The organism is Actinomadura sp. NTSP31 (assembly GCF_041951385.1).
Taxonomy (GTDB): Bacteria; Actinomycetota; Actinomycetes; order Streptosporangiales; family Streptosporangiaceae; genus Spirillospora; species Spirillospora napierensis.
This window is the reverse complement of sequence record NZ_JBGNUT010000008.1, coordinates 66,877-92,484: the sequence shown is the minus strand read 5'-3', so window position 1 is coordinate 92,484 and position 25,608 is coordinate 66,877. Positions and strand designations below refer to the sequence as shown.

Annotated in this window: 26 protein-coding genes; 10 read left to right on the top strand and 16 right to left on the bottom strand. The window is 72.3% G+C overall.

The features are described from left to right. Positions 1-252: 252 nt before the first annotated feature. The 3 genes from ACA514_RS15715 to ACA514_RS15705 form a co-directional block, all read right to left on the bottom strand. Positions 253-456 (bottom strand): helix-turn-helix domain-containing protein, encoded by a 204-nt coding sequence (locus ACA514_RS15715; protein ID WP_067466901.1) that lies wholly within the window; start codon positions 454-456, stop codon positions 253-255. Between the two features lie 340 nt (positions 457-796). Beyond that, positions 797-1,678, bottom strand: a complete 882-nt coding sequence (locus ACA514_RS15710) for a phosphatase (protein WP_375041858.1) — start codon at positions 1,676-1,678, stop codon at positions 797-799. Continuing rightward, complete coding sequence (locus tag ACA514_RS15705; protein ID WP_375041857.1) at positions 1,678-2,892, bottom strand: acetoin utilization protein AcuC; 1,215 nt, start codon at positions 2,890-2,892, stop codon at positions 1,678-1,680. The genes ACA514_RS15710 and ACA514_RS15705 overlap by 1 nt, the downstream gene beginning before the upstream one ends. A gap of 143 nt (positions 2,893-3,035) precedes the next feature. On the opposite strand from ACA514_RS15705, the gene ACA514_RS15700 reads away from it, so the two are divergent. After that, complete coding sequence (locus ACA514_RS15700; RefSeq protein WP_375041856.1) at positions 3,036-4,034, top strand: alpha/beta hydrolase; 999 nt, start codon at positions 3,036-3,038, stop codon at positions 4,032-4,034. A gap of 1 nt (position 4,035) precedes the next feature. Here ACA514_RS15700 and ACA514_RS15695 read toward each other — a convergent pair whose 3' ends face one another. The 9 genes from ACA514_RS15695 to ACA514_RS15655 all read right to left on the bottom strand — a co-directional run bounded on the left by ACA514_RS15695 (position 4,036) and on the right by ACA514_RS15655 (position 11,256). After that, complete coding sequence (locus tag ACA514_RS15695; protein WP_375041855.1) at positions 4,036-4,209, bottom strand: hypothetical protein; 174 nt, start codon at positions 4,207-4,209, stop codon at positions 4,036-4,038. A 141-nt stretch (positions 4,210-4,350) separates the two neighbouring features. Next, positions 4,351-4,785 carry a hypothetical protein gene (locus ACA514_RS15690; RefSeq protein WP_375041854.1) on the bottom strand — a complete coding sequence of 145 codons (435 nt, stop codon included), beginning with the start codon at positions 4,783-4,785 and terminating at the stop codon, positions 4,351-4,353. An 84-nt stretch (positions 4,786-4,869) separates the two neighbouring features. Continuing rightward, entirely contained in the window at positions 4,870-5,664 is a 795-nt protein-coding gene (gene proC, locus ACA514_RS15685; protein ID WP_375041853.1) for a pyrroline-5-carboxylate reductase, read from the bottom strand. Between the two features lie 53 nt (positions 5,665-5,717). Next, entirely contained in the window at positions 5,718-6,638 is a 921-nt protein-coding gene (locus ACA514_RS15680) for a proline dehydrogenase family protein (RefSeq protein ID WP_375041852.1), read from the bottom strand. Between the two features lie 145 nt (positions 6,639-6,783). Then, positions 6,784-8,091: an LCP family protein gene (locus ACA514_RS15675; RefSeq protein WP_375041851.1), complete on the bottom strand. Its 1,308-nt coding sequence runs from the start codon at positions 8,089-8,091 to the stop codon at positions 6,784-6,786. Positions 8,092-8,187: 96 nt separating this feature from the next. After that, entirely contained in the window at positions 8,188-8,922 is a 735-nt protein-coding gene (locus ACA514_RS15670; RefSeq protein ID WP_375041850.1) for an ABC transporter permease, read from the bottom strand. Continuing rightward, positions 8,919-9,650: an ABC transporter ATP-binding protein gene (locus ACA514_RS15665; protein ID WP_375041849.1), complete on the bottom strand. Its 732-nt coding sequence runs from the start codon at positions 9,648-9,650 to the stop codon at positions 8,919-8,921. The genes ACA514_RS15670 and ACA514_RS15665 overlap by 4 nt, the downstream gene beginning before the upstream one ends. Positions 9,651-9,775: 125 nt before the next feature. Then, positions 9,776-10,375, bottom strand: a complete 600-nt coding sequence (locus tag ACA514_RS15660) for a TetR family transcriptional regulator (RefSeq protein ID WP_375041848.1) — start codon at positions 10,373-10,375, stop codon at positions 9,776-9,778. Next, on the bottom strand, positions 10,372-11,256 hold the full coding sequence (locus ACA514_RS15655) for a sugar phosphate isomerase/epimerase family protein (RefSeq protein ID WP_375041846.1): 885 nt from the start codon (positions 11,254-11,256) through the stop codon (positions 10,372-10,374). The genes ACA514_RS15660 and ACA514_RS15655 overlap by 4 nt, the downstream gene beginning before the upstream one ends. 178 nt (positions 11,257-11,434) lie before the next feature. Here ACA514_RS15655 and ACA514_RS15650 point away from each other — a divergent pair, with 178 nt between their 5' ends. The 7 genes from ACA514_RS15650 to add all read left to right on the top strand — a co-directional run bounded on the left by ACA514_RS15650 (position 11,435) and on the right by add (position 18,730). Then, a complete protein-coding gene (locus ACA514_RS15650; RefSeq protein ID WP_375041845.1) occupies positions 11,435-12,133 on the top strand; it encodes a class I SAM-dependent methyltransferase in 699 nt (232 codons plus the stop codon). 158 nt (positions 12,134-12,291) lie between these two features. Further along, positions 12,292-13,410, top strand: coding sequence for an alpha/beta fold hydrolase (locus ACA514_RS15645; RefSeq protein ID WP_375041844.1), 1,119 nt, complete (start codon positions 12,292-12,294; stop codon positions 13,408-13,410). Positions 13,411-13,443: 33 nt separating this feature from the next. Continuing rightward, on the top strand, positions 13,444-14,889 hold the full coding sequence (gene radA, locus ACA514_RS15640) for a DNA repair protein RadA (protein WP_375041843.1): 1,446 nt from the start codon (positions 13,444-13,446) through the stop codon (positions 14,887-14,889). A 113-nt stretch (positions 14,890-15,002) separates the two neighbouring features. Further along, positions 15,003-16,085, top strand: coding sequence for a DNA integrity scanning diadenylate cyclase DisA (gene disA / locus ACA514_RS15635; RefSeq protein ID WP_375041842.1), 1,083 nt, complete (start codon positions 15,003-15,005; stop codon positions 16,083-16,085). A 37-nt stretch (positions 16,086-16,122) separates the two neighbouring features. Further along, positions 16,123-16,995 carry an A/G-specific adenine glycosylase gene (locus tag ACA514_RS15630; RefSeq protein ID WP_375041841.1) on the top strand — a complete coding sequence of 291 codons (873 nt, stop codon included), beginning with the start codon at positions 16,123-16,125 and terminating at the stop codon, positions 16,993-16,995. A gap of 46 nt (positions 16,996-17,041) precedes the next feature. Then, positions 17,042-17,620, top strand: a complete 579-nt coding sequence (locus tag ACA514_RS15625; protein WP_375041840.1) for a Uma2 family endonuclease — start codon at positions 17,042-17,044, stop codon at positions 17,618-17,620. Between the two features lie 132 nt (positions 17,621-17,752). Beyond that, positions 17,753-18,730, top strand: a complete 978-nt coding sequence (add, locus tag ACA514_RS15620) for an adenosine deaminase (RefSeq protein WP_375041839.1) — start codon at positions 17,753-17,755, stop codon at positions 18,728-18,730. 623 nt (positions 18,731-19,353) lie between these two features. On the opposite strand, the gene ACA514_RS15615 is transcribed toward add, so the two are convergent. Then, positions 19,354-19,806, bottom strand: coding sequence for an Lrp/AsnC family transcriptional regulator (locus ACA514_RS15615; protein WP_375041838.1), 453 nt, complete (start codon positions 19,804-19,806; stop codon positions 19,354-19,356). Positions 19,807-19,916: 110 nt separating this feature from the next. Between ACA514_RS15615 and ACA514_RS15610 the strand changes: the two genes are divergently transcribed. Next, a complete protein-coding gene (locus ACA514_RS15610) occupies positions 19,917-20,540 on the top strand; it encodes a LysE family translocator (RefSeq protein WP_375041837.1) in 624 nt (207 codons plus the stop codon). A gap of 51 nt (positions 20,541-20,591) precedes the next feature. Beyond that, entirely contained in the window at positions 20,592-21,524 is a 933-nt protein-coding gene (locus ACA514_RS15605; RefSeq protein ID WP_375041836.1) for a pyridoxamine 5'-phosphate oxidase family protein, read from the top strand. Positions 21,525-21,546: 22 nt separating this feature from the next. Here the strand turns inward: ACA514_RS15605 and ACA514_RS15600 are convergent, their stop codons facing one another. The 3 genes from ACA514_RS15600 to ACA514_RS15590 form a co-directional block, all read right to left on the bottom strand. Next, positions 21,547-22,203 carry a hypothetical protein gene (locus tag ACA514_RS15600; protein ID WP_375041835.1) on the bottom strand — a complete coding sequence of 219 codons (657 nt, stop codon included), beginning with the start codon at positions 22,201-22,203 and terminating at the stop codon, positions 21,547-21,549. A 182-nt stretch (positions 22,204-22,385) separates the two neighbouring features. Then, a complete protein-coding gene (locus ACA514_RS15595) occupies positions 22,386-22,787 on the bottom strand; it encodes a VOC family protein (RefSeq protein WP_375041833.1) in 402 nt (133 codons plus the stop codon). Between the two features lie 144 nt (positions 22,788-22,931). After that, positions 22,932-25,478 carry an ATP-dependent Clp protease ATP-binding subunit gene (locus ACA514_RS15590; RefSeq protein WP_375041832.1) on the bottom strand — a complete coding sequence of 849 codons (2,547 nt, stop codon included), beginning with the start codon at positions 25,476-25,478 and terminating at the stop codon, positions 22,932-22,934. Positions 25,479-25,608: the final 130 nt, after the last annotated feature.

Genomic DNA, 25,608 nt, shown 5'->3' with positions numbered 1-25,608 from the left:
TTGCCTCGCGGGGCGGGCGGAGCAGGTGTCACCTGCCCGTCCCGCGGTGTCCGGACCGTTCCCGGACCGGGGTCGCGCGGGGCATCGGGGGTGCCCCGCCCGCCCGGTCGCCGGACCCGGCGGCCTGTCGGCCACCGGCCGGTCCTCGTCCTGTTTCCCCAGCTCCGGAACGGTCCTGGCGGGCTGTTCCGGCGCCCCCTGCACTGCCGGGTGGCAAGGTTCGGCGGTGCCGTCCGGCCCCGCCCTCACCCGTTATCCGGCTTCGATGTACGCGTCGCGCAGGTAGTCGTGGACGGCCTGTTCGGGGACCCGGAACGAGCGGCCCACCCGGATGGCGGGTAGCTCGCCCGAGTGGACGAGGCGGTAGACGGTCATCTTGGACACCCGCATCACCGAGGCCACTTCGGCCACGGTCAGGAACCTGACCTCGCTGAGAGGTCGCTCGCCTGAGCTCATCGGACGCCCTCTTCCACACGTGCCGCGCACCGGCCCTTCGGGTGACTTTGATCACGCACGTGTACTTCCTCCAGCGTAAATCGCGTATCGGCAGTCGCAAGAGGGGAGTTCCGCACATTTCCGTATCCGACCCTGGCGCGGCGGTCCGGGCACTGCTCCCGCACGGAGCGCGAAGCTGACGGCACGGACGGTGGCAGGCCAAGTGGTTGTCAACCGAAAACAGGCGATGACCTGCGACTCAGAGGTTCGCGGTGGGATCTCGCAAGCCCACGAACACCGTTACGGCAGCCGTGTCACACCCGGTGGCCGGCGCGGCGGCCGCACCGGAAGGTAAGCAAGGTCAATCCCCGGAGTACAGGCCCGCACGGGCGAGGAGGTAGGCCGTCAAAGGGGCGTAATGGTGCGGCGATACGCCGTCGTCGAGCGGCACGACCACGTCGACCTTGCCTTCGGCGGCGCCGGCGAACAGCGCCGGATCGTTACAGTCGGCGAATCCGACGGTGTCGATGCCGGCCTGTCCGGCGGCGCCCGCCCAGCCGTGATCGGCGATGGCCAGATCCGGCCAAGAGTCCCGTTCAGCGTCTGCGGTCCCGCCGTTTCCGCTACTGGCGGACGCGGCGGCGGTGCCACCGGAGGCCAGCTCGCGGAGCATCGCCTCCATCGGGTGCGGGTCGTGCGTGTGGTGGGTGCGGAAGTCCTCGCCCTCCAGCATCGCCACGCCGGGCTCGGCGTAGACGATCCGGCGCAGGTCCGAACCGCCGTAGTCGATGTCGATCTCGTACGTCCAGCCCGCCGCCGGCGTCAGGATCCGGCAGCCGGCGCCCTTCAGGGCGCGCGCGACGGCCTGGTAGAGCGGCGTCAGCGTCGCCGGGTGCCCCGTCGCGATCACCACGGTCTCCTTGCGGCGCGCCGCGAGGCCGATGCGGTCGCCCATCGCCTCCAGCGTGTCGAGGGTGATCTCGGGGTCGATCGTGTCGTCCCCGTACACGTGCCCCGGGTCGGCGTTCACGCCGCAGCGCTCGACCATCATCTCCAGCACGGAACGCTCGGTCCACGACGCCTTGAGCTCCAGCCCGAACTGGTAGTACGGGTTGCCGGCCGCCATCCGCCGGTAGTGCAGCAGGTTGTTCTGCCGCGGCGTCGCCACGTCGCCCGCGATCATCGTGCGGACGAGGTGCGCGCGCAGTTCGTCCCGCGCGGGGGGCCCGCCGGTGCCCGCCATCACTCGTCCGTCATCGGGTCGAGGCCGTGTTCGGGGAAGACCTCCCGCCGGGTCGCCAGGATCGCCTGGTCGACCGGGCTCGCCGGGTCGTAGCCGTTCCCCCACCGGTGCACCTCCACCACGTCCGTCCCGTCCGTCATCCGGAGCGGGGCGATCTCCTCGGTCCGTCGCCGGACGAACTCGCGCCAGTCCCGCGGCGTCTCGGTGCCCGGCGGGACCGGGTCGCCGGACGCCTCCGCCAGCAGGTGCGTCCACGCGCGCGGGACGACCTGGACCAGCTCGTAGCCGCCGCCCCCGGTCAGCACCCAGCGGCCGCCGGCCGTCTCGTGCGCGAGCCGGTGCAGCGCCGCGTAGGCGGTCCGCTGCCCGTCGACGGTGAGGATCAGGTGCGCCAGCGGGTCGAGCGCGTGGCCGTCGGCGCCCTGCTGGGTGACGAGCACCTGCGGGCGGAACCGGCGCAGCAGCTGCGGGACGATCGCGTCGAACGCGCGCAGCCAGGCGGCGTCGTTCGTGCCCGGCGGCAGCGCGACGTTGACCGCCGTGCCGTCGGCGCCGGTCTCGGTCGGCAGGCCGGTGCCGGGGAACAGCGTGCGCGGCGACTCGTGCAGGCTGATGGTCAGGACGCGCGGGTCGTCGTAGAAGGCGGCCTGGACGCCGTCGCCGTGGTGCACGTCGATGTCGACGTAGGCGACGCGCTCGGCGCCGTTCTCCAGCAGCCACGCGATCGCGATGGCGGGGTCGTTGTAGACGCAGAAGCCGCTCGCGGCGCCGCTCATCGCGTGGTGCAGGCCGCCGGAGATGTTCGCGGCGTGCTCGGCGCGGCCCGTCCAGACCGCCTCCGCCGCCGCGACCGAGGCGCCGGCGACCAGCGCGGACGCCTCGTGCATGCCGAGGAAGACCGGGTTGTCGTCGGTGCCGAGACCGTACCGGGGCTCGGGCAGCCCGGTCGCGCCCGCGTGCTTGACGGCCGCGATGTAGGCCTCGTCGTGGACGAGCCGGAGGAGCTTGTCGCCGGCCGGCTCGAACGGCGAGACCCGCACGCCGGCGCGGTCCAGCACGCCGAGGTCGCGCGCCAGCGCCATCGTCAGCTCGACGCGGACCGGGTTCATGGGGTGACCGGGCCCGAAGTCGTAGGAGACGAGCCGGTCGTCCCAGAAGACCTCCAGCCCGCAGCCGCCGGAGGAGGGCGGCTGGGACGGCGGCGCGACGCTCATGACCTCACGGTATCGCGACGGGCCGGTGGCCTGGATCACAGACCCCGCCGCATGCGGCATACGTCGCAACCAATCGGTGATGTTGATTACACGACATAAATGGGCATGTACATAACACAACGGAAACAGCGAGTGAGGTGCCGATGGACCAGAGCGTCCGCAGCCGCGCGATCTCCGGCGCGCTCCGCCTGGGCGTCCACCCCTTCATGCACCGCGTGCCCGGGCATGCCGGGAGCATCCGCACCGCTCGCTCCGCCGTGGACGCCGCGGCGCTGCTGATGCGCACCGGCTCGCGGGTCCGGGTCGTCCCGCTGCACGATCCGCGGATCGAGAGCGGCGGCGTCCACCCGGTGAAGGGCGAATGGGTCGTCCCCCGCGGCAGCGGCGACGCGTCCGCCGAAGCCTCCGCTCCCGGCGCGATCCTGTACCTGCACGGCGGCGGTTACGTCGTCTGCTCGCCGCGCACCCACCGCCCGATCACCTCCCGGCTGGCCCTCGACACCGGGCTGCCGGTGCTGGTCCCCCGCTACCGGCTCGCGCCCGAGCATCCGTTCCCCGCGCCGCTGGAGGACGCCGTCGCCGCCTACCGCTGGCTGCTCGACCGGGGCGTCCCCGCGTCCGGCATCGTCGTGGCGGGCGACTCGGCGGGCGGGCACCTGGCCGCGACGCTGGCGGGCGAGATCTGCCGGGCCGGGCTGCCGTCCCCGGCCGGGATCGTCCTGTTCTCCCCCTGGGTCGATCTGACCTGCGAACTCTCCACCCGTGCGCAGCGCCGCGCACGCGACCCGTACATCAGCGCCTACGCGGCGCGGCGGGTCGCCCGCCTCGTGGTGGGGCCGGCCGGATTCGACGACCCGCGGCTGGCCCTGCTCACCTGCGCCTGGACCGATACACCGCCGGTGCTGATCCAGGTCGGCGGCGACGAGGTGCTGCGTCCCGAGGCCGAGGCGCTCGCGGACGCGCTGACCGCCGCGGGCGCCGACTGCGAGCTCCAGGTCTGGAAGGGCCAGATGCACGTCTTCCAGATGCTGAACCGGGTGCTGCCGGAGGCCCGTGCGGCCATGCGGGACGTCGCGCGCTTCGTCCGGTCCGTCACCGCGCCGGCGGCCCGGACGGCCGCGGAGCCGGAGGTCGCGGCGTAGGTCAGCGGTCGTCCCGCTTGCGGCGCGAGCGCAGGTGGGCGGCCAGCAGCGCCGCCGCGTGGTCGGCCATGAAGCGGGGCACGCGCAGCCTGATCAGGGCCCGGTGCAGCAGCGTCCGCTCCACCGGGACCTCCGCGCGCGGCGTGGCCGCGTCCCGTTTCCGCCACTCGTCCATCCGCGTCTCCCCCGACGATTTCAAGATCAATCGGGATGGTAGCCGCGGAAAGCCTCGTTCCACCCGGAAATCAAGATCATTAGCCACGCTAGGGAAACCGCCGGTCACCCCGCGTGCGCCGATCCCGGACCGGGCCGCCGGTCAGAACGCGTGCTCGTGCTCGTGCTCGTGGGCCGCCTCGCCACCGCGGGGCCTGCGCCCGACGGTGAGGAAGCCGATCGCCGCCGCCACCGCCGCCACGCCCTCGCCGACGAGGCTCACCGTCTTCTCGGTGTACCAGACGGGCTCGTGCATGTTCGGCAGCGGACCGAGCGCGCCCACGTCGACGTAGTAGTAGAGCAGCAGCGCGCCGACCGCGCTCGCGGCCACCAGGAACGCCAGCGCGTACGACCAGCGGGCCGCATAGGTGAGGACGATCACCGCCACCACGGCGGCGGCCCCGGCCTGGATGCGGAAGAGCAGGTCGCCGTCGATGGATCCGCCCTTCACGAACGCCATCTCCGGGGCGAACCTCCAGTGCACGACGGCGTCCGCGGCGAGTCCCGCGGCGACCAGCAGTCGGAGTATGAGTCCCATACTCCCTAACACGTCCCCGCACCCCTGCCCGGATCAACCGGATCATTCGGAATTGAACTTTTCCGCCCCGGGGCGGGCGGCGGGTCAGCCGCCGGCGAGCTCGCGGCCCCGGTTGCGGGCCGCCTCGATCGCCTCCAGGACGGCCGCCCGGACCCCGTGCCGCTCCAGCTCGCGGATCGCGGAGATCGTCGTCCCGCCCGGCGACGTGACGGCCTCGCGCAGCAGCACCGGGTGCTCCCCGGAGTCCCGCAGCATCACCGCGGCGCCGACCGCGGACTGGATCACCATCTCCAGCGCGGCGGCGCGCGGCATGCCGAGCAGGATCCCGGCGTCCACCATCGCCTCGACCAGGTAGTAGAAGTACGCGGGCCCGCTGCCCGACAGCGCCGTGGCGCCGTCCTGCAGCGACTCGGGGATGCGCAGCACCTTCCCGACCGGCGACAGCAGCTCCTCGGCGAGCCGCAGGTGCTCCTCGGCCGCGTGCGACCCCGCCGAGATCACGCTCATCGCCTCGTCCACGTGGACGGGCGTGTTCGACATGACCCGGACCACCGGGACGCCGGCGGGCAGCCGCTCCTCGATGAACGCCGTCGGGATGCCCGCCGCCATCGAGATGACCAGCCGGTCGACGCCGACGTGCGGGCGGACCTCGTCCAGCAGCGCGCCCATGTCCTGCGGCTTCACCGCGAGGACCAGGGTGCCGGCCTTGGCGGCGGCGTCGGCGTTGGACACCGTCTCGATGCCGTAGCGCTCGCGCAGCAGCGCCGCGCGCTCCTCGCGGCGCGCGGTCGCCACCAGCTCGGACGGGGGGCGGCCGGCCCGGAGCACTCCGGACAGCAGCGCCTCGCCCATCTTCCCGGCACCCAGAATCGCGATCATCGGCATACCTTGACGTGGGGGTCCAGTGACCGCACCACCCTATCGGGGCCGGTTCAGGCCTTCCCGACGAGGGAACGGGCGAACAGCTTGAGGTTGGCCGGCCTCTCGGCGAGCCGCCGCATGAAGTACTCGTACCACTCCCGGCCGTAGGCGACGTACACGCGGACCTGCGCGCCCTTCCCGGCCAGGCGGCGCTGTTCCTGCGAGCGGATGCCGTAGAGCATCTGGTACTCGAACGTGTCGGCGTCGCGCTCGTTCAGCACCGCCAGCGCACCGCCGATGTCGATGAGGCGCGGGTCGTGGGTGGCGAGCATCGGGTAGCCCTTGCCCGCCATCAGGACCTTCATACAGCGCACGTACGACTTGTCGATCTCTTCCTTGTCGGTGAAGGCCACCGCCTCGGGCGCGGCATAGGCGCCCTTGCACAGCCGTACGCGGGACCCCTCGTACGCCAGCTCGGCGCAGTGCTCCTCGGCCCGCCGCAGGTACGCCTGGATGACCGCCCCCACGTCGGGGTAGTCGCGGCGCAGTTCGTGGAGGATCCGCAGCGTCGCGTCGACCGCGGTGTGCTCCTCCATGTCGAGCGTGACGGTGGTACTGGCGGGACGGGCCGCCCCGCAGATGCGGCGCGCGTTCTCCAGGGCGAGGTCCTCGCTGATGGACAGGCCGATCGCCGACGGCTTCACCGACACCTCGGCGCGCGCGCCCAGCCCGGCCGTCCCGAGGCGTTCGAGCAGCCCCACGTAGTGGTCGGCGTTCGCGCCGGCCCGGCCGCCGTCCTCGGTGCCCTCGCCGAGGACGTCCAGCGTGACGAGCAGGCCCTCGGCGGTCAGGTCCCCGGTGACGCGCGCCGCGTCCTCGATCGTCTCCCCGGCGACGAAGCGCCGGACGACGTCGCCGGTGAACGGCGCGGTCTCCATGATCCGGCGTGCGCCGTTTCTGCGCGACGCGAACAGCAACGCCTGACGAAGCACTGGTGGCAACCCCTTGTCCGGCGGGACGGCCCGCTCCTTCACAGGCGCCGCCCCTGGTTTCCAGGGTATGCCCGGACCGGCGCGCCGATCACGACGCCCCTTTCGCGACGACCGGGTCAGGGCAACCGGGTCACGACGGCCGGGGTCACGACACCGTACCGACCCCGTGCCCGCCGCCGTACTTCTGCACGTACTCGGGCATCCCGGCCGTCTTCACCGCGTTGAACAGCGCCTTCGCCTTGGTCGGGTCCAGGAACACCACGCTCTGCTTGTTGCGCATCCCCGTCCCCTTGTAGGGCGCCGTCAGGAACGTCACGTCCCCGACGCGCAGGTGCCGCAGGCTCAGCGCCAGCGAGCGCAGGTCGCCCGCCGACTCGCTCGAGTCGACGCTGATCGACTTGGTGAACGCCGACAGGAACCGGTCGAGCTTCAGCGGGTTGCTGAGCGTGCCGCCGTCCGCGGCCTGCTTGGCGAGCGCGCCGAGGAACGCCTGCTGCCGCTTGATCCGGTCGAAGTCGCCGTTCGGCAGGTTGTAGCGCTGCCGGACGAATAGCAGCGCCTCCTCGCCGTTCAGCTTCTGCTCGCCGGCGCTCCACTGCTTCTTGCGGGCCGGGTCGTACACGCTCTGCTTGATGGTGACGGTGACGCCGCCGAGCGCGTCCGTCATCGACTTGAACCCCTCGAAGTCGATCGCGCCGTAGTGGTCGATCCGCACCCCGGCGAGCTGCTCCAGCGTCTCGATCAGCAGCTTCGGCCCGCCGAAGGAGAACGCCGCGTTGACCTTCTGCTTGCCGTACCCGGGGATGTCGACGTAGGAGTCCCGCGGGATCGAGATGATGTAGGCCTTCTTCCGGTCCGCCGGCAGGTGCAGCAGCATGATCGTGTCGGTGCGCTGCTGGCCCGGCTTCCAGAGGTTGCCGGTGCCGTCCCCGGTGGTGCCGACGTCGGCGCGCGAGTCCGAGCCGACCAGCAGCCAGTTCTCCGTGCCGGCGACGTTCGGGCCGGGCCGCTTGCCGCCGTCCGGCATGACGCCCTGGATCCGGTGGATGTTGCCGTTGTAGGACGCCTGGCGCTGCCAGATCAGCCCGCCGATCCCGGCCACGACCAGCACGAAGAACACGCCGATCGCGATCAGCACGCGGGGCCAGCGCTTCTTGCGGCGGCGCTCGCCGCCCTCCCCGTCGCCGCCGCCGTCGCCCTCGCCCCAGAACGCCGCGCTCTCGAAACCCTCGTCGCCGGTCCCGCCCGTCCCACCGTTCCCGGGGCCCTGCGGTCCGCCCGGAGCGCCGGGGCCGCCGGGGCCGTCGGGCGCGCGGGGGCCGGGCGGGGTGCCCGGGCCCGCCGGCATGCCCGGGGCTTCGGGGGCGCCGGACGCGTGGCGTCCCGCGTGCGGCGGCGGCGCCCCGTCGGGCCGCTGCGGCGCGGAGGGGCCGGGGAGGTCTCGGGGGGTCATGGACGCAGAAGCTACCAGCCCGATCAGTGCGGTTAAGGCGCGTTTCACCCGTCCGCCCGGTCGAGGCCTGTCCCGGCCCCCGGGTGAACCTTCCGGCTACGCCGTTCGTCTCCGCAGGGTCGCGGCGCCGAGCAGGAGGGCCACCAGGGTGAAGGCGGCGATGACGGCGACGTCGATCGCCAGGGTGCCGGTGAAGCCGGAATGCGTGCTGATCTCCTGCATGCCCTGCACCGCGTACGTCAGCGGCAGCACCCGGGAGACCGCCTCCAGCCAGCCCGCCATCTGGTCGCGCGGGACGATCAGCCCGCACAGCAGCGCCTGCGGCAGGACGAGCGCGGGCATGAACTGGACGGCCTGGAACTCGGTCCGCGCGAACGCGCTGGCGAACAGGCCGAGCGCCATGCCGAGCAGCGCGTCCAGCACCGCGACGAGCACCAGGGAGCCGAGCGAGCCGGTCAGGTCCAGGCCGAGCCAGGTCAGCGAGATCAGCAGGACGACGCCGACCTGCGCCAGCGCGGCCAGCCCGAACGCCAGCGCGTAGCCGAGCAGCAGGTCGAGCCGGCCGAGCGGCATGCTCATCAGCCGCTCGAGGGTGCCGCCGGTGCGTTCGCGCAGCGTGGCGACGCTGGTCACCACGAACATGACGATGAACGGGAACAGGCCGAGCAGCATCGGGCCGAGCCGGTCGAACGCCTGCGGGGCCTGGAACACGTACCGCAGCAGGACCATCAGCAGGCTCGGCACGGCGATCAGCAGCGCGACGGTGCGGCGGTCGTGCCGGAGCTGGGCGAGGATGCGCCGCGTGGTGGCGAGGGTGATCGCGGGGTTCATGCGGGGCTCCCGGCCGTCTCGTTGATCAGGTGCAGGAACGCGCCCTCGAGGTCGGCGGCGCCGGTGCGCTCGCGCAGCGCGTCCGGGGCGCCGTCGGCGAGGATGCGGCCCTCCCGCATCAGCAGCAGCCGGTCGGTGCGGCCCGCCTCGTCCATGACGTGGCTGGACACGACCAGGGTGACGCCCCGGCCGGCCAGCGTGCGGAACAGCGTCCACAGCTCCTGGCGCAGCACGGGGTCGAGGCCGACGGTCGGCTCGTCCAGGACGAGCAGCTCGGGCGAGCCGAGCAGGGCGACGGCGAGGTTGGCGCGGCTGTGCTGCCCGCCGGACAGCGTCGCCACCGGCTGGTCGCGGGCGCCGGCCAGGCCGACCTCCTCGATGACGCGGTCCACGTCGCCGCGCGGCGCGCGCAGGACGGACGCGAAGTAGCGCAGGTTCTCGGCGACGGTCAGGTCCGCGTACACGGCCGGGGTCTGCGTCGCGTAGCCGACGCGGTCGCGCAGCCCGGCCGACCCGGCGTCCTGGCCGAGGACGGTGACCCGGCCGCCGCGCACGATCTGGACGCCGACGAGCGCCCGCATCACGGTGGTCTTGCCGCAGCCGCTCGGGCCGAGCAGCCCGAGGACGCAGCCGCGCGGGACGTCGAAGCTCAGCCCGTGCAGGACCTCGCGGCCGCCGCGCACCACCCGCAGGTCCCGCACGCTGACGGCGGGACTTGAACTCATCATGTGTTGAATTTAAGTCCGTGCGGGGGCCGGGTCAAGGGGTGCCGGAGCACCCGGTACGGGACGCGGGTGCCGGACGCGGGGGCGCGGGTGCGGGACGCGGGCGCGGGACGCGGGTGCGGGAGGACTCAGCCCAGGTAGCGCTGGAGCGTCGGGGCGACCAGTTCGACCAGCTCGTCCTCGCTCGCGGACGCCATCGGCTCGACGCGCAGCACGTACCGCAGGATCATCACGCCGATCATCTGCCCGACGGCCGCCTGGATGTTCAGGTGCGGCACGCCGGTGGCCGCTCCGGCCCGTCCGATCAGCGCGGACGTCACGAACTCGCGCATCAGCGCCGCCGCCCGCTCGTTGGTCATCGCCGAGCGCAGCATCGCCAGGAGCGGCGCGCGGCGGTCGGCGTCGCCCCAGATCTGCAGGAACGTCCGGACGATCGTCTCGCCGAGCCGCTCGGCGGGCAGCGCCAGCAGCTGCGGGAGCAGCACCGACGGGTCCACCGGGAAGCGCATGGCCTCGACGAAAACACCCTCCTTCGTCCCGAAGAAGTGGTGCACGAGCGCCGGATCGACGCCCGCGGCGCGGGCGATCGCCCGCAGCGACGCCCCGTCGTAGCCCTTCTCGGCGAACATCTCGCGGGCCGCGGCGAGGATCGCCTCCCGCGTCTCGGTCGGCCCGGGGCGGCGCCCCCGCGCGGACGCGGCCCGGCCCGAACGCGTCGCGTCCGTCACCGGACTCCCCGGCGGGTGACCTCCCCGCCCGAGGTGACCTGCCAGGTGTGGTCGGCGGCGGCCAGGTGCAGCCGGGCGAACGCCAGCGCCTCGGCCAGGTCCTCCATGCGCTCGGCGCGGCTGGACGCGCGGCGCGTGTTGACCTCCAGGACGACGTGCCCGCGGAACCCGGACTCGGCGAGCGTCTCCAGCATCGGCCCGCACGGCTGGCTGCCCCGGCCGGGGACGAGGTGCTCGTCCTTGTTGGTGATGCCGACGCCGTCGGCGAGGTGGATGTGGCGGAGCCGGTCGCCCAGGCTCGCCGCCATGCCGAGGGCGTCCGAGCCGGAGACGGCGGTGTGCGACAGGTCCAGCGTCACGTGCGGGTAGTCCTGGTCGACGGGGTTCCAGTCGGGCAGGTACATGCCCGCCTCGGCCCCGCGCGCCTTGAGCGGGAACATGTTCTCGACCGCGAACAGCACGTCGGTCTCGTCCTGCATGCGGGCCAGGCCCTCGACGAACTCCTTGGCGTAGTCGCGCTGCCAGCGGAACGGCGGGTGGACGACCACCACGTCGGCGCCGAGCTCCTCGGCGACCTCCTTGGAGCGGACCAGCTTGCCCCACGGCTCGCGGCCCCAGACCCGCTGGGTCAGCAGCAGGCAGGGCGCGTGGATCGACTTGATCGGGACCTGGTGGTAGTCCGACAGCCGGCGCAGCACGTTCAGGTCCTGCGAGGAGGCGTCCGTGGACACCATGACCTCGATGCCGTCGTAGCCCAGCAGCGCGGCGATCTCGAAGGCGCTCGGCACCTTCTCCGGGTAGACCGACGCGGTGGACAGCGTGATCGGTGCGTCCGGCACGCGCAGAGCCGGTGAGTAGGCGCCGTTGTGCTGCGGGGTCAAGGCTTCCTCGCCAGGAATGATCGCTCGGCTGGGTCCATGAGAGCAGTGTTCGTAAAGGAAAGCCTATGCGCCCGCGCCGGTGATGAAACCCTCGCCCCGAGTGATCCGCGCTGCTTTGCGCGCCCGCGCCGCGGGCGCCGCGCGGGCCCCGGCGCGGGCGCGGCTACGCTCTGTCCCCGTGGCCGAGATCGCGCCGGGCGCCGTGCCGAGCCCGAACATCTGGAACTCCCCGCAGGTCTACGAGCTGGAGAACCGCGCGGTGGATCCGGACGGCGTGCTGGACGCGGCGATGCGCGCGATCCGCCCGTGGGCCGGGGCGACCGTCCTGGACCTCGGCTGCGGCACCGGCTACCACCTGCCGCGTTTCGCCGCGGAGGCCGGCCGGGTGATCGGCGTCGAGCCGCACGCGGGCCTCGCCGGTGCCGCGGCGCGCCGCGTCCGCGATCTGCCCAACGTGACCGTCCGTGTCGGCGCGGCGCAGGCGCTGCCGCTGCCGGACGCGTCGGTGGACGTCGTGCACGTGCGGTGGGCGTACTTCTTCGGGCCGGGCTGCGAGCCGGGGCTCGTGGAGCTGGACCGGGTCGTCCGCCGCGGCGGCGCGGTCTTCATCATCGACAACGACGCGACGCGCTCCACGTTCGGCCGCTGGTTCCGGCGCGGGCTGCCGTCCTACGACCCGGAGGCGGTCGAGCGGTTCTGGACGCGGCGCGGCTTCACCCGCGAGCCACTGATGATCAAGTGGTCGTTCGGCAGCCGGGACGACCTCGCGGCGGTGCTGCGGATCGAGTTCCCCGCCGGGCTCGCGGCGGAGTTCCTGCGCGAGCATCCCGGTCTCGAAGTGGACTACGCGGTCAATCTGTGGTGGCGTTGCGCCTGAGGTTACTGACGAGTCCGTCACAGTCGCCGTCCCGCTGTGGCCACTCTTGGACCCCGCGTACAACAATTGGCGCCGGACCACCACCGGCGCCGCAGGCGCCCGCGACGCCGCCCCCGACCCCCGGCCGGCGTCCGCCCGAAGGAACGGAGGAACCGGCCATGGGCCGTGCCGCCAGGACCAGCAGTGCCGCCCCTGCGGGGACCACCCCCCAGGCCCACCGGGCCCACCGGGCGAAGGCGCTGGGCGGCGTCGTCGCCGCCGCCGCGCTCGCCGGAGCCGGCGCCGGCGCGGGGCTGGCCCTGCAGCGCCGCGCCGTCCGCCGCCTCCAGCTGCGGCCCGACCCCTACGCGGGCGAGCCGTTCGGCTCGCTGCGCGGCCGCCCCGTCCCCGTCCGCGCCGACGACGGCACCCGGCTGTACGCCGAGATCGACGGCGAGGACCGCACCGACCTCGCCATCGTGTTCTCGCACGGCTGGACCCTCACCCAGGACTCCTGGCACTTCCAGCGCAAGGCGCTGCGCGGCCTCGGCCGGCTCGTCTTCTGGGACCAGCGCGGCCACGGCCGCTCCGACGGCGGCGACCGCGACGGCTACAGCCTCGACCGCCTCGCGGGCGACCTCGGCGCCGTCATCGAGGCCACCGTCCCCGCCGGCACCCCCGTCGTCCTGGTCGGCCACTCGATGGGCGGCATGACCACGATGCGCTACGCCGACGCCAACGCCGGCCTGGTCGGCGACAAGATCGCCGCGATCGGGCTGCTGTGCACCTCGTCCGGCGGCCTCGGCGAGGTCACCCTCGGGATGCCCGCGCTGCTCGCCCGCGCCACCCAGCGCGTCCTGCCCCGCGCGCTGCGCGCCCTCGGCGCCGGCTCCGCCGGCATCGAGAAGGTCCGCCACCTCGGCCGGGACGGCTCCACGCTGATCCTCGACCTGATCGCCTACGGCCCCGACGCCAGCCCCGCCGCCGTCGCGTTCGCCGAGCAGATGATGACCGAGACCCGGATGGACGCGCTCATCGACTTCTTCCACTCGATGGTCACCACCGAGGTGATCAGCGACTGCGCGTCCCTCGGCGCCGCCGACACCCTGGTCATCGGCGCGGAGAACGACATGCTCACCCCGGTCGAGCACAGCCTGAAGATCGCCGGCTGCGTCCCGTCCGCCCGGCTGGAGGTCGTCCCCACCGCCGGCCACATGGCCATGCTCGAACGTCCCAGCGTCGTCTCCGACCACCTCGGCGACCTCATCGAACGCGCCCGCAAGAGCGCGACCGCCTAGTTCTGTCCGACCGGGCCTCTAGAGTTTCGCCCCATGGCGAAGGCGAAGACGGCGAAGGCTGCCTACCGCTGCTCCGAATGCGGCTGGCAGACCTCCAAGTGGGTGGGGCGCTGCGGCGAGTGCCAGACGTGGGGCACGGTCACCGAGGCGGCCTCGGCCACCCCCGCGCGGGTCGTGACCGCCGGGCCCGTCAGCACGCCGGCCAAGCCGATCGGGCAGGTCGACGTCCACAACGCGCAGACCAGGCCCACCGGGCTCGACGAGCTGGACCGCGTCCTCGGCGGCGGCATCGTGCCCGGGGCCGTGCTGCTGCTGGCGGGCGAGCCCGGCATCGGCAAGTCGACGCTGCTGCTGGAGGTCGCGGCCCTGGCGTCCACGCCGCCGAAGACCGACATCCCGCGGCAGGCGCCCGCCAGCGCCAGGCGCGTCCTGTACATCACCGGCGAGGAGTCGGCGGAGCAGGTCCGGCTGCGCGCCGACCGCGTCGGCGCCATCACCGACGACCTGTACCTGGCCGCCGAGACGGAGCTGTCCGCCGTCCTCGGGCACGTCGACACCGTCGAACCGACCCTCCTCGTCGTCGACTCCATCCAGACCATCGGGACGTCGGAGGTCGACGGCGCGCCCGGCGGCGTCACCCAGATCCGCGAGGTCGCCGCGAACCTGATCCGGATCGCCAAGGAGCGCGGCATCACCGTCGTGCTGGTCGGCCACGTCACCAAGGAGGGGGCGATCGCGGGGCCGCGGCTGCTGGAGCACCTCGTCGACGTCGTCCTGTACTTCGAGGGCGACCGGCACTCCCGGCTCCGGATGATCCGCGCCGTCAAGAACCGCTACGGCCCGACCGACGAGCTGGGCTGCTTCGACCTGTCGGAGGTCGGGATCGTCGGGCTGCCCGACCCGAGCGGGCTGTTCCTCACCCGCCGCGACGAGCCCGTGCCCGGCACCTGCGTCACCGTCACGCTGGAGGGCCGCCGGCCGCTCGTCGCCGAGGTGCAGGCGCTCGTCGCCAAGTCGCACCTGCCCGCGCCGCGGCGCGCCACGTCCGGCCTCGACACCTCCCGCGTCGCGATGGTGCTGGCCGTCCTCGCCCAGCGCTGCAAGATCTCCATGCACGAGCAGGACGTGTACGTCTCCACCGTCGGCGGCGTCCGGCTCGCCGAGACCTCCGTCGACCTCGCGCTCGGCCTCGCCGTCGCCGGGTCCACCGTCGAGCAGGCGCTGTCCAGCAGCCTCATCGCGCTCGGCGAGGTCGGCCTCGCCGGGGAGGTCCGCGTCGTCCCGGGCGTGCAGCGGCGGCTCGCCGAGGCGGCGCGGCTCGGCTTCAAGCACGCCGTCGTCCCGCGCGGCTCCCTCGAACTCGCCGACGGATCGCCGCTCAAGCGCGCCGACCCGCAGCTCAGCAGCTACGAGGGCATGAAGGTGATGGAGGTCGACAGCCTGCAACAGGCCCTCCAGGTCGCCTTTACCGCGCCCTGACGCGGGTAACGCCAGAGTATTACGGCACGCGTCAGGCGTTTGCGACCAGGGGAGGAACCGGGCCGCCGCCCTCCTCGGTAAACTGACGCCGTCCAGCGACCTCCGGGGGCCAGGTGCCAGAACACGACAAGGCTCATGACGAACGACGCCGCGCCACGCTCGCCGCGGTGGCCCCGGGCACGCAGATACGCGACGGCCTGGAACGCATCCTGCGGGGGCACACCGGCGGGCTGATCGTGCTCGGCTACGACCAGGCCGTCGAGGACCTGTGCTCGGGCGGCTTCGAACTCGACGTCGAGTTCTCCGCCACGCGGCTGCGCGAGCTGGCCAAGATGGACGGCGCGATCGTGCTGGACAACGACCACTCCCACATCGTGCGGGCCGCCGTCCACCTCGTGCCGGACTCCACCATCCCCACCGAGGAGTCGGGCACCCGGCACCGCACCGCCGAGCGCGTCGCCCGCCAGACGCCCCACCCGGTCATCTCGGTCAGCCAGTCGATGCGGATCATCGCGCTCTACCTCGACGGCATCCGCTACGTCCTGGAGGACTCGGCGGCGATCCTGTCCAAGGCCAACCAGGCCCTCGCCACCCTCGAGCGCTACAAGCTGCGGCTGGACGAGGTGTCCGGCACGCTGTCCGCGCTGGAGATCGAGGACCTCGTCACCGTCCGGGACGTCAGCGCCGTCGTGCAGCGGCTGGAGATGGTGCGCCGCATCGCCGACGAGATCGAGGGCTACGTCGTCGAGCTCGGCACCGACGGCCGGCTGCTCTCCCTCCAGCTCGACGAGCTGGTCTCCGGCGTCGACGTCGACCGGGAGCTGATCGTCCGCGACTACCCGTCCGACGACACCCGCGCCCGCGGCGTCACCGCGATCCTGTCCGCGCTGGACACGCTGTCGGCCAACGAGCTGCTCGACCTGTCCACGGTCGCCGAGGTGATGGGTTTCGCCGGGCCCGACGCCCTCGACCTGCCGGTCAGCCCGAAGGGGTTCCGGCTGCTCGCCAAGGTGCCGCGGCTGCCCAGCATGGTCGTCGAACGGCTCGTCGAGCACTTCGGCGGGCTGCAGAAGCTCCTCGCCGCCAGCATCGACGACCTCCAGGCCGTCGGCGGCGTCGGCGAGTCGCGGGCCCGCAGCGTCCGCGAGGGGCTGTCCCGGCTCGCCGAGTCGTCGATCCTCGAACGCTACGTCTGACCGCCGCGCCCGCCGCGTGCCACAATGGCGATCCGCCATGAACTCCACCTATACCGACCCGATCCTCGACTGGTACGAGGCGAACGCCCGGGACCTCCCCTGGCGCGCCCCCGGCGCCACCCCCTGGGGCGTCCTCGTCAGCGAGATCATGCTGCAGCAGACCCCCGTCGTCCGCGTCCTGCCGGTCTGGCAGGCCTGGATGGACCGCTGGCCCACGCCCGCCGCGCTCGCCGCCGAACCGTCCGGTGAGGCCGTCCGCGCCTGGGGCCGGCTCGGCTACCCGCGCCGCGCGCTGCGCCTCCACGAGAGCGCCCGCGCGATCACCGACCGGCACGGCGGCGAGGTCCCCGCGTCCCACGCTGACCTGCTGGCCCTGCCCGGCATCGGCGCCTACACCGCCGCCGCCGTCGCCAGCTTCGCCTTCCGGCAGCGCCACGCCGTCCTCGACACCAACGTCCGCCGCGTCCTGGCGCGCCTCGTCTCCGGCGTGGAGTACCCGCCGAAGGCCCAGACCAGGGCCGAGGTGACGCTCGCCGAGGGCCTGCTGCCCGCCGACCCGCCGACCGCCGCCCGCTGGGCCGTCGCCGTCATGGAGCTCGGCGCCCTGGTCTGCACCGCCCGCACGCCCCGCTGCGTCGACTGCCCCGTCCTGTCCCAGTGCACCTGGCACCTGAACGGCCGGCCCGCCTACGACGGCCCGCCCCGCAAGGGCCAGACCTACGCGGGCACCGACCGCCAGTGCCGCGGCCGCCTCCTCGCCGTCCTCCGCGACGCCTCCGGCCCCGTCGAGAAGCCCGTCCTCGACGTCGTCTGGTCCGACCCCCTCCAACGCGAACGCGCCCTGGACGCCCTCATAGCCGACGGCCTGGTAGACCCCCTGGACGACGGCCGCTACACCCTCCCCACCTGAGCCTCTGTGTCAACATAGGGGTGGGATGACGACGTAGGAGGATGCCGTGACCGCCGAACCGGTCCCCGATTGGCTCCGTCCCCCGCCGGAAGGCTGGACCGCCGAATATCTCGACTCGCTTCCCTCTGACGGCCCCCGGTTCGAAATGATCGACGGAGCGCTCATCATGATGTCGCCGCAATCAGCCTTCCACGACAGGGTGATGCGGCGACTCGCGAACGCCTTGGAAGATCAGATTCCCGAGGGCACCGGCGTGCACACGGACATGACCGTCAAGCTCGGGCGCCGCCAACGCCCTGAACCCGATGTGCTCGTCTACCGTCCCCAGCAGGAGGACCCGGAACTCCGGCGCACGTACTACCTCCCCGAGGAGGTCCTGCTGGTCGTCGAGATCGTCTCGCCGGAGTCCGAGGAACGCGACCGCGATACCAAGCGCATCAAGTACGCCAGAGCCGGGATCGAGTTCTTCTGGCTGGTCGAGAACGAGAGCGGGCGTCCGGCGATCCACGTCCTGGAACTCGACAAGGCGACCGGCGCCTACGTGGCGACCGGGATCTTCCGCGACCGCCTGAAGGTCGACGTGCCCTTCCCGATCGACATCGACGTCAAGGCCCTGGTCCGTTAGGACGGCCTCCCGGAGGCCCGGCGCACACGGTCGCCGTCGGTGAAGTGCCGCGTTTCGGTGACGGTGTCGTCCTCTGACCTTCCAGCGATAAATCGTTGGTCAGAGGTCTCGGCGGGACCGTACGGTACGGCGGTGCGTGATCTGCTGACCCTGCCCAAGGCCCACCTGCACGTTCACCTGGAGAGCACCGTGCGGTGGGGGACGCTGCGGGAGATCGGGACGGCCAACGGCGTGCCGGTGCCCGAGGACAGCGGCACGTTCGGCGGGTTCGCCGCCTTCTTCGCCCAGAACGACCTCGTGCGCACGTGCCTGCGGCGGCCCGGCGACTTCCGACGGATCGCCTACGAGTTCTGCGAGGACGAGGCGGCGCAGGGCACCCGCTACGCCGAGGTCTCGTTCACCGCCGCCGCCCACGGCGAACGGCTCGGCGACCTCGACATGCCGCTGGCGGCCGTCCGCGAGGGCCTCGCCGCGGGAGGCGAGGCGTTCGGCATCGAAGTCGGTCTGCTCCTCGACCATTCCCGCCGCCGCTCCGTCGACCGGGCCTGGCGCACGCTGGACCTCGCCCGCCGCCACGACGGCGTCGCCGCCATGGGCCTCGCCGGGGACGAGTCCTACCCGGGCGACCCGTTCACCGAGGTCTTCGCGGCGGCCCGCGACGCCGGGCTCCACGTCGTCCACCACGCCGGTGAGGGCGAGGGCCCGGCCAGCATCCGGCAAGCGCTCGGTGCGGGCCGTACCGAGCGCCTCGGCCACGGCATCCGCGTCCTGGACGACCCGGACCTGGTCGCCGAGGTCCGCGAACGGAAGATCCCGCTCGAGGTCTGCCCGTCGTCCAACGTGGCGCTGGGATTCGCGCGGTCCCTCGACGATCACCCCCTTCCTCGGCTCCGCGAGGCGGGACTGATCGTCACGGTCAACACCGACATCCCCGCCCTGATCGGCACGCCGCTCGCCGCCGAGTACGCCCGCGTCCGCGACGCGTTCGGCTACGACGACACCACTCTCGCCTCTCTGGCCAGCGCCGGCGTCGACGCCTCCTTCGCCCCCGCCACCACCAAGGCGCGCCTCAACCAGGAGATCGACACCTGGCTCGCCACAACCCCGTAACCGAGACGACAACCGGGAAATCGACACCGGGCTCCCACAGCCACGTGACCGAGGCGATCAAACGCGCCTCCCCCATCCCACACGCCAACCTCCCCGCCCACCGCCCCACAGCCGAACGCACGCAAAACCAGGCCACCCCAGCCCACCTATGCACCTCTCTGCCCCACCCCACCGACCACACCACGGCCAACGGCGCGCCACGGCCGGGCAGCGCAAATGACCGGACGCGCCTGCTCAGCCCCCAGCCCACCAATCCCGCCACCCGCCACCAGCCACCCCACAACACGCCAGTGCCAGGCGACGCAGCCGACCGGCTGCGCCTGCTCAGCCCCCAACCCACCAATCCCGCCACTGATCACCTCACGCCGCGCCACCGCCAGCGACGCGGCCGACCCGACGCGCCTGCTCAGCCCTCACCCCACCGGCCCCGCCACCGGTCACCTCGCGGGGCGCCACCGCCGGCGACGCAGCCGATCGGATGCGTGTCCTCAATCTCCGACCCACCGGCCTCGCCACCGGCTACGCCACGGCGCGCCACTGTCGGGTGGCGCAGTTGAGCGGATGCGCGTTCTTGGGTTTTGGCTGGTCCGCCTTGGCGCCGTGTGCATTGCGGGTGCCGGGGTTCAGGTGGGGAGGGGGCGGTCGTTGACGATGTGCTTCATTACGAGCGTGGAGTTGAGGCGCTGGACGCCGGGCAGCGCCGACAGCACGTCGTCCTCCAGCTCCTGGTACGCCGTCAGGTCGGCGGTGACGATGCGCAGCAGGTAGTCGGGGTCGCCGAACAGGCGCTGCGCCTGGACCACCTCCGGGACCCGCTCCACCGCCGCCTCGAAGCCCAGCAGCGTCTCCCGGTCCTCTTGCCGCATGGTGACGAACACGAGCGCCTGGAACGTCAGCCCCAGGGCGGCGGCGTCGACGACCGCGCGGTACCCGCGGATGGTCCCGCTGCGCTCCAGCTCCCGTAGCCGCCGGTGGCACGGCGAGACGCTCAGCCCCACCCGCGCCGCCAGATCGGTGACCGTCATCCGGCCGTCCTCCTGCAGCACAGCAATGATCTTCCGGTCGATCGCGTCCACGTAGAAGATCCTTCCACGACTGCTGCGAGTACTAGCGAAACTTGGCAGCACATTTCGGCAGATCAACCATATTCTCCTCGCATCATCCGCCACCCGAGGGGAATCCCGCCATGGCCACCGGCTCCGTCCTCGCCTTCTGGTCGGTCGCGTTCCTGCTCATCGCCGTCCCCGGAGCGGACTGGGCCTTCACGGTCAGCGCCGGGCTGCGGGGGCGCTCCGTCCTCCCCGCGGTGAGCGGGCTGGTCACCGGGTACACCGCCGTCACGATCGTCGTCGCGGCCGGAGTCGGGGCGCTGGTCGCCGGGTCCCCCGACCTTCTCACCGGCCTCACGCTCGTCGGCGGCGCCTACCTCATGTGGCATGGGGTCACGACCCTCATGCACCCGTCCGCACCCGACCCGCAGGGCGCCCGGCCCGAGGGCACCGAATGGCGGATCTTCCTGCGCGGCATCGGCGTCAGCGGGCTCAATCCCAAGGGGCTGCTGATATTCGTCGCGCTGCTGCCCCAGTTCACGGACCCGGACGGCCGCTGGCCGATCGCCGGCCAGATCGGCGTCCTCGGCACGACCTACATCGCGACCTGCGCGGTCTTCTACCTCACCCTCGGCACCCTGGCCCGTGGCGTGCTGCAGGGACGTCCCGCCGCCGCCCGCGCGATCGGCCGGCTGTCCGGCGTCGCCATGGCGGGCCTCGGCGCCTGGCTGCTCATCGACCGCCTTCTGACCTCCCTCTAATAAACAAAAGCGTCTGTTAGTGTGGCGGTCGCCGAGCCGAGGAGGCCACCGATGAGCTCCGCACACTGGCCCGATGGCGTCGATGAGATCATCGGCGGCGACCAGGCCGTCATGCTCGCCACGGTCACGCCGGCCCGCGGCGTGGTGCTCACCCCGGTGACGAACTTCGGGGCACGGAATCGCGACGCCGGCACCGTGACCGTGAACAGCTCGGTCGGGGGCTGGAAGAAGCTGGAGCGCATCAGGCGGAATCCCCGCGTCGCCCTGGCCTTCCACACCAGGCTGCATGGCTACGGCGACCGCCCCGAGTACGTGCTGGTCCAGGGCACCGCGTCGCTCTCGGCCCCGCGCGACGACTATCCCGCGTCCCTGGGCGCGGACTGGGAGCGTTTCGACGGACCGCGCGCCACCGGTCCCTTCTGGGGCCCTTGGCTGCGCCCGTACTACACCCGCGTGGTCATCGACATCGCGGTCGAGCGACTGGTCGTGTGGCCGGACCTTTCCTGCAAGGGGAGCCCGGAGGTCTTCGGCCCCCGGCTGCCCGGCCCGCCGCCACCGCATGAGGCACCCGGCCGTGGCACCGCTCCGCGCATCGACCACGTCAAGGCGGCCCAGCGGCTCGAGGGCCTTCCCGAGGCACTGCTCGGGTGGACCGGTGCCGACGGCTTCCCCATGGTGATCCCCGTCGGCTTCAGCGGTCATGACGCCGACGGGATACTGCTCCACGTCCCGCTCGGGATCCTTCCCGACGGCGGCCGCCGTGCCGGCCTGACGGCCCACTCCTTCAGCAAGTACGTGCAGGGGCAGCATCAGCGCGTCCACACGGGCTGGCTGGACAGCGGCCCGCAGGTCCACTACGCCCCGCACACCGAACTCGCCTACCGGACGCCGCCGTCCAAGCTCCTCTACCGGCTCGGGATAGGGCTGGCCATGCGCGTCGCCCTGCGCCGCGCCCGCAACGCAGGCCACGACATCGTGCAGTGAGCCGGTGGCCCCGGGCAGCGGGTCAGCCTGCGGCGGTGAACAGGTGGCCGGCGCGGATCTCGCGGAGGAAGGGGTCGGTGTCGTCCGCCCATTCCGCGGGGCTCCGGACGACCGGGTGGACGGGGAGGCCGAGCCGGGCGGCGGCCTCCTGGGCGGCGTCGAAGGCGACGTCGCGGCCGATCTCGCCGATCACCAGCACCTCGACATCGCACGGCGGGTCGCCCGGCACGCCGGCGTAGCGGGCGGCCCAGGGGCCGAACAGGTGCGTCTCGCGGACGAGCGGGAGCCGCCCGAACTCCTCGGCGACCACGGCGGCCGGGCCGAACGTCAGCATGACCAGGCGGGCGAGCGGCTCGTACAGCGGGCTCGCCTCGTCGCGGGAGACGAGGCGGCCGGCGAGCGTGCGGCGCAGCGCGAGGACGCCCGCCCGCGACAGCCGCTCCACCTCGCGCATCACCGAGCCGAGGTCGGTACGGAGCATCACCGCGAGGTCGAGCATCGACGCCTCGCGCCGCGGGCCCAGCAGCAGGCGCGCGAGCAGCTCCCCCTGCAGCCGGGATCTGAAGATCGGCAGCCGCGGCGGCGCCGGGGCGCGCACGTCGCGGTGGAACGCCGCGTCCAGCGGGCGGCCGCGCGGCCGCCCGTACTGCGCCGCCGAACCCACTCCATTCGATCGCATGTTCGAATCCTAGAAGTCGCCTCCGACATCCCCGGGCGCCGAAGAACGCCGAGAGAAGGCCGAAGGCACACCGGAGAACGACCCTCATGTGCGCCCCTTTCGCCGATGGTCCTCGTTGCAGTCCATCGTCGAGGGGCGTCTCCGCGTCCGGAAGTGGAATGGCGTTCTGTGGATAACCCCGCTCAGAGCTCGGTCGGGGCCTCGGGCTCGCGGATGAACAAGCAGAACGGATGGCCGACCGGGTCGAGGAACACGCGCACGTCGTCGGCCGGCTGGAAGGCGGCGAGGACGGCGCCGCAGTCCTCGGCATGCCGGGACGCCGCGTCCAGATCGTCCACCTCGATGTCCAGATGGGCCTGGATCTGCTGCGCGCCCTCCGACGCGGGCCATGTGGGCGTGACGTGAAGCGGCTCCGTCTGGAAGGAGAGCCCCGTCCCGCCGCCGGGCGGGCGCAGTTTCACCCAGCCGGGCGCGTTCTGCACCACCGTCCAGCCCAGGAGGCGCCGGTAGAAGGCAGCCAGCTTCTGCGGGTCCGGTGCGTCCAGGACGGGCGCGGACAGGGCCATGCGCGGCGGACGGGTCACATCTGCTCCCAGCCGGTAGGGGGTTCGCGTACGGCGGGATGATCCCCGCACAGCCGCCGCGCATGCGCCCCGGGACACGCCCCCCGCATGCGGAAGGGCCCGCACCGAACGGGTCGGTGCGGGCCCTGCCGAGGGCTGAGGTGATCAGTCCTTGTTGAAGTTGACCGCGCCCTCGATGGGCGGGGCGTCGGGGACCGTGGCGGACGGCTTCGGCACACCCCGGAAGGTGAACTTGGCCTCCAGGACCTCGTCGGCGTCCCGCTGGCCGCCCTCGGGGTCGAAGTTCTCGGTGCCCACGATGACGATCTGGCCGGCCTTGAGCTCGTTGTAGAGGATCTTCTCGGAGAGCTGGTCCTCGATCTCGCGCTGGATCGTGCGGCGCAGCGGCCGGGCGCCGAGCACCGGGTCGTAGCCCCGGATCGCCAGCAGGTCCTTGGCGTCCTGGCGCAGCTCGATGCCCATGTCGCGGTCCTTGAGCCGCTCGTCCACCCGGGCGATCATCAGGTCGACGATCTGGATGATCTCCTTCGGGGTGAGCTGGTGGAAGACCACCGTGTCGTCGACGCGGTTGAGGAACTCGGGACGGAAGTGCTGCTTGAGCTCCTCCGACACCTTGGCCTTCATCCGGTCGTACGAGCCCTGCTCGTCGTTCGCGCGGGCGAAGCCCATCGAGACGCCCTTGGAGATGTCCTTGGACCCCAGGTTCGTCGTCATGATGATGACGGTGTTCTTGAAGTCCACGACGCGGCCCTGCGCGTCGGTGAGCCGGCCGTCCTCCAGGATCTGCAGCAGCGAGTTGAAGATGTCCTGGTGGGCCTTCTCGATCTCGTCGAACAGCACGACGGAGAACGGCTTGCGGCGCACCTTCTCGGTCAGCTGGCCGCCCTCCTCGTACCCGACGTAGCCGGGCGGGGAGCCGAACAGCCGCGAGACGGTGTGCTTCTCCATGAACTCGGACATGTCGAGCTGGATCAGCGCGTCCTCGTCGCCGAACAGGAACTCCGCGAGGGTCTTGGACAGCTCGGTCTTACCGACGCCGGACGGGCCGGCGAAGATGAACGAGCCGCCGGGACGCTTCGGGTCCTTCAGGCCGGCGCGGGTGCGGCGGATCGACTGCGAGAGCGCCTTGATGGCGTCCTCCTGGCCGATGACGCGCTTGTGGAGCTCGTCCTCCATGCGCAGCAGCCGGGTGGACTCCTCCTCGGTCAGCTTGAAGACCGGGATGCCGGTGGCGGTGGCGAGGACCTCGGCGATCAGCTCGTCGGTGACCTCGGCGACGACGTCCATGTCGCCGGCCTTCCACTCCTTCTCCCGCTGCGCCTTCTGGCCGAGCAGCTGCTTCTCGGAGTCGCGCAGCGCCGCGGCCTTCTCGAAGTCCTGCGCGTCGATCGCGGACTCCTTGTCGCGCCGGACGTCGGCGATCTTCTCGTCGTACTCGCGCAGGTCCGGCGGAGCGGTCATCCGGCGGATGCGCATCCGCGAGCCGGCCTCGTCGATGAGGTCGATCGCCTTGTCGGGCAGGAACCGGTCGCTGATGTAGCGGTCGGCGAGCTGCGCGGCCGCGACCAGCGCGCTGTCGGTGATCGACACGCGGTGGTGCGCCTCGTAGCGGTCCCGCAGGCCCTTGAGGATCTCGATCGTGTGCGACAGGGACGGCTCGGCGACCTGGATCGGCTGGAAGCGGCGCTCGAGCGCGGCGTCCTTCTCCAGGTGCTTGCGGTACTCGTCCAGCGTGGTGGCGCCGATGGTCTGCAGCTCGCCGCGGGCCAGCATCGGCTTGAGGATGCTGGCGGCGTCGATCGCGCCCTCGGCGGCGCCCGCCCCGACGAGCGTGTGCAGCTCGTCGATGAACAGGATGATGTCGCCGCGGGTGCGGATCTCCTTGAGCACCTTCTTCAGGCGCTCTTCGAAGTCGCCGCGGTACCGGGAGCCGGCGACCAGCGCGCCCAGGTCGAGGGTGTAGAGCTGCTTGTCCTTCAGCGTCTCCGGGACCTCGCCCTTGACGATCTTCTGCGCCAGCCCCTCGACGACGGCCGTCTTACCGACGCCGGGCTCGCCCACGAGGACGGGGTTGTTCTTGGTGCGGCGGGACAGCACCTGCATGACCCGCTCGATCTCCTTGTCCCGGCCGATGACCGGGTCCAGCTTGCCCTCCCGCGCGGCCTGCGTCAGGTTGCGGCCGAACTGGTCGAGCACGAGGGAGGTGGACGGCGCGGACTCCGAGGGGCCGCCGGAGGCGGCCGGCTCCTTGCCCTGGTAGCCGTGCAGCAGCTGGATGACCTGCTGGCGGACCCGGTTGAGGTCGGCGCCGAGCTTGACCAGCACCTGGGCGGCCACGCCCTCGCCCTCGCGGATCAGCCCGAGCAGGATGTGCTCCGTGCCGATGTAGTTGTGGCCGAGCTGCAGCGCCTCGCGCAGTGACAGCTCGAGCACCTTCTTGGCGCGCGGAGTGAACGGGATGTGGCCCGACGGCGCCTGCTGGCCCTGGCCGATGATCTCCTCGACCTGCTGGCGGACCGCCTCAAGGCTGATCCCCAGACTCTCCAGGGCCTTGGCAGCGACGCCCTCACCCTCGTGGATCAGACCCAGGAGGATGTGCTCGGTGCCGATGTAGTTGTGGTTGAGCATCCTGGCCTCTTCCTGAGCCAGGACGACAACCCGCCGCGCGCGGTCGGTGAACCTCTCGAACATCTCGTCGCTCCTCACAGAGCGGTTGGGCAGAGTCCGGAACGTCCGGAACTGTCCTTCCGCATGCTAGCCCGCCCCGAGGAGGCCGCCCGGTGCACTCCCACCAGAAGACGTTCCCCAGCTAAGCGCTGTT

Excerpts from the sequence above, each read along its gene's own strand:
- ACA514_RS15715 (WP_067466901.1), bottom strand. The coding sequence starts at position 456 with ATGAGCTCAGGCGAGCGACCTCTCAGCGAGGTCAGGTTCCTGACCGTG.
- ACA514_RS15710 (WP_375041858.1), bottom strand. The coding sequence starts at position 1,678 with ATGGCGGGCACCGGCGGGCCCCCCGCGCGGGACGAACTGCGCGCGCAC.
- ACA514_RS15705 (WP_375041857.1), bottom strand. The coding sequence starts at position 2,892 with ATGAGCGTCGCGCCGCCGTCCCAGCCGCCCTCCTCCGGCGGCTGCGGG.
- ACA514_RS15700 (WP_375041856.1), top strand. The coding sequence starts at position 3,036 with ATGGACCAGAGCGTCCGCAGCCGCGCGATCTCCGGCGCGCTCCGCCTG.
- ACA514_RS15695 (WP_375041855.1), bottom strand. The coding sequence starts at position 4,209 with ATGGACGAGTGGCGGAAACGGGACGCGGCCACGCCGCGCGCGGAGGTC.
- ACA514_RS15690 (WP_375041854.1), bottom strand. The coding sequence starts at position 4,785 with ATGGGACTCATACTCCGACTGCTGGTCGCCGCGGGACTCGCCGCGGAC.
- proC (WP_375041853.1), bottom strand. The coding sequence starts at position 5,664 with ATGATCGCGATTCTGGGTGCCGGGAAGATGGGCGAGGCGCTGCTGTCC.
- ACA514_RS15675 (WP_375041851.1), bottom strand. The coding sequence starts at position 8,091 with ATGACCCCCCGAGACCTCCCCGGCCCCTCCGCGCCGCAGCGGCCCGAC.
- ACA514_RS15670 (WP_375041850.1), bottom strand. The coding sequence starts at position 8,922 with ATGAACCCCGCGATCACCCTCGCCACCACGCGGCGCATCCTCGCCCAG.
- ACA514_RS15665 (WP_375041849.1), bottom strand. The coding sequence starts at position 9,650 with ATGATGAGTTCAAGTCCCGCCGTCAGCGTGCGGGACCTGCGGGTGGTG.
- ACA514_RS15645 (WP_375041844.1), top strand. The coding sequence starts at position 12,292 with ATGGGCCGTGCCGCCAGGACCAGCAGTGCCGCCCCTGCGGGGACCACC.
- radA (WP_375041843.1), top strand. The coding sequence starts at position 13,444 with ATGGCGAAGGCGAAGACGGCGAAGGCTGCCTACCGCTGCTCCGAATGC.
- ACA514_RS15630 (WP_375041841.1), top strand. The coding sequence starts at position 16,123 with ATGAACTCCACCTATACCGACCCGATCCTCGACTGGTACGAGGCGAAC.
- ACA514_RS15610 (WP_375041837.1), top strand. The coding sequence starts at position 19,917 with ATGGCCACCGGCTCCGTCCTCGCCTTCTGGTCGGTCGCGTTCCTGCTC.
- ACA514_RS15605 (WP_375041836.1), top strand. The coding sequence starts at position 20,592 with ATGAGCTCCGCACACTGGCCCGATGGCGTCGATGAGATCATCGGCGGC.
- ACA514_RS15600 (WP_375041835.1), bottom strand. The coding sequence starts at position 22,203 with ATGCGATCGAATGGAGTGGGTTCGGCGGCGCAGTACGGGCGGCCGCGC.
- ACA514_RS15590 (WP_375041832.1), bottom strand. The coding sequence starts at position 25,478 with ATGTTCGAGAGGTTCACCGACCGCGCGCGGCGGGTTGTCGTCCTGGCT.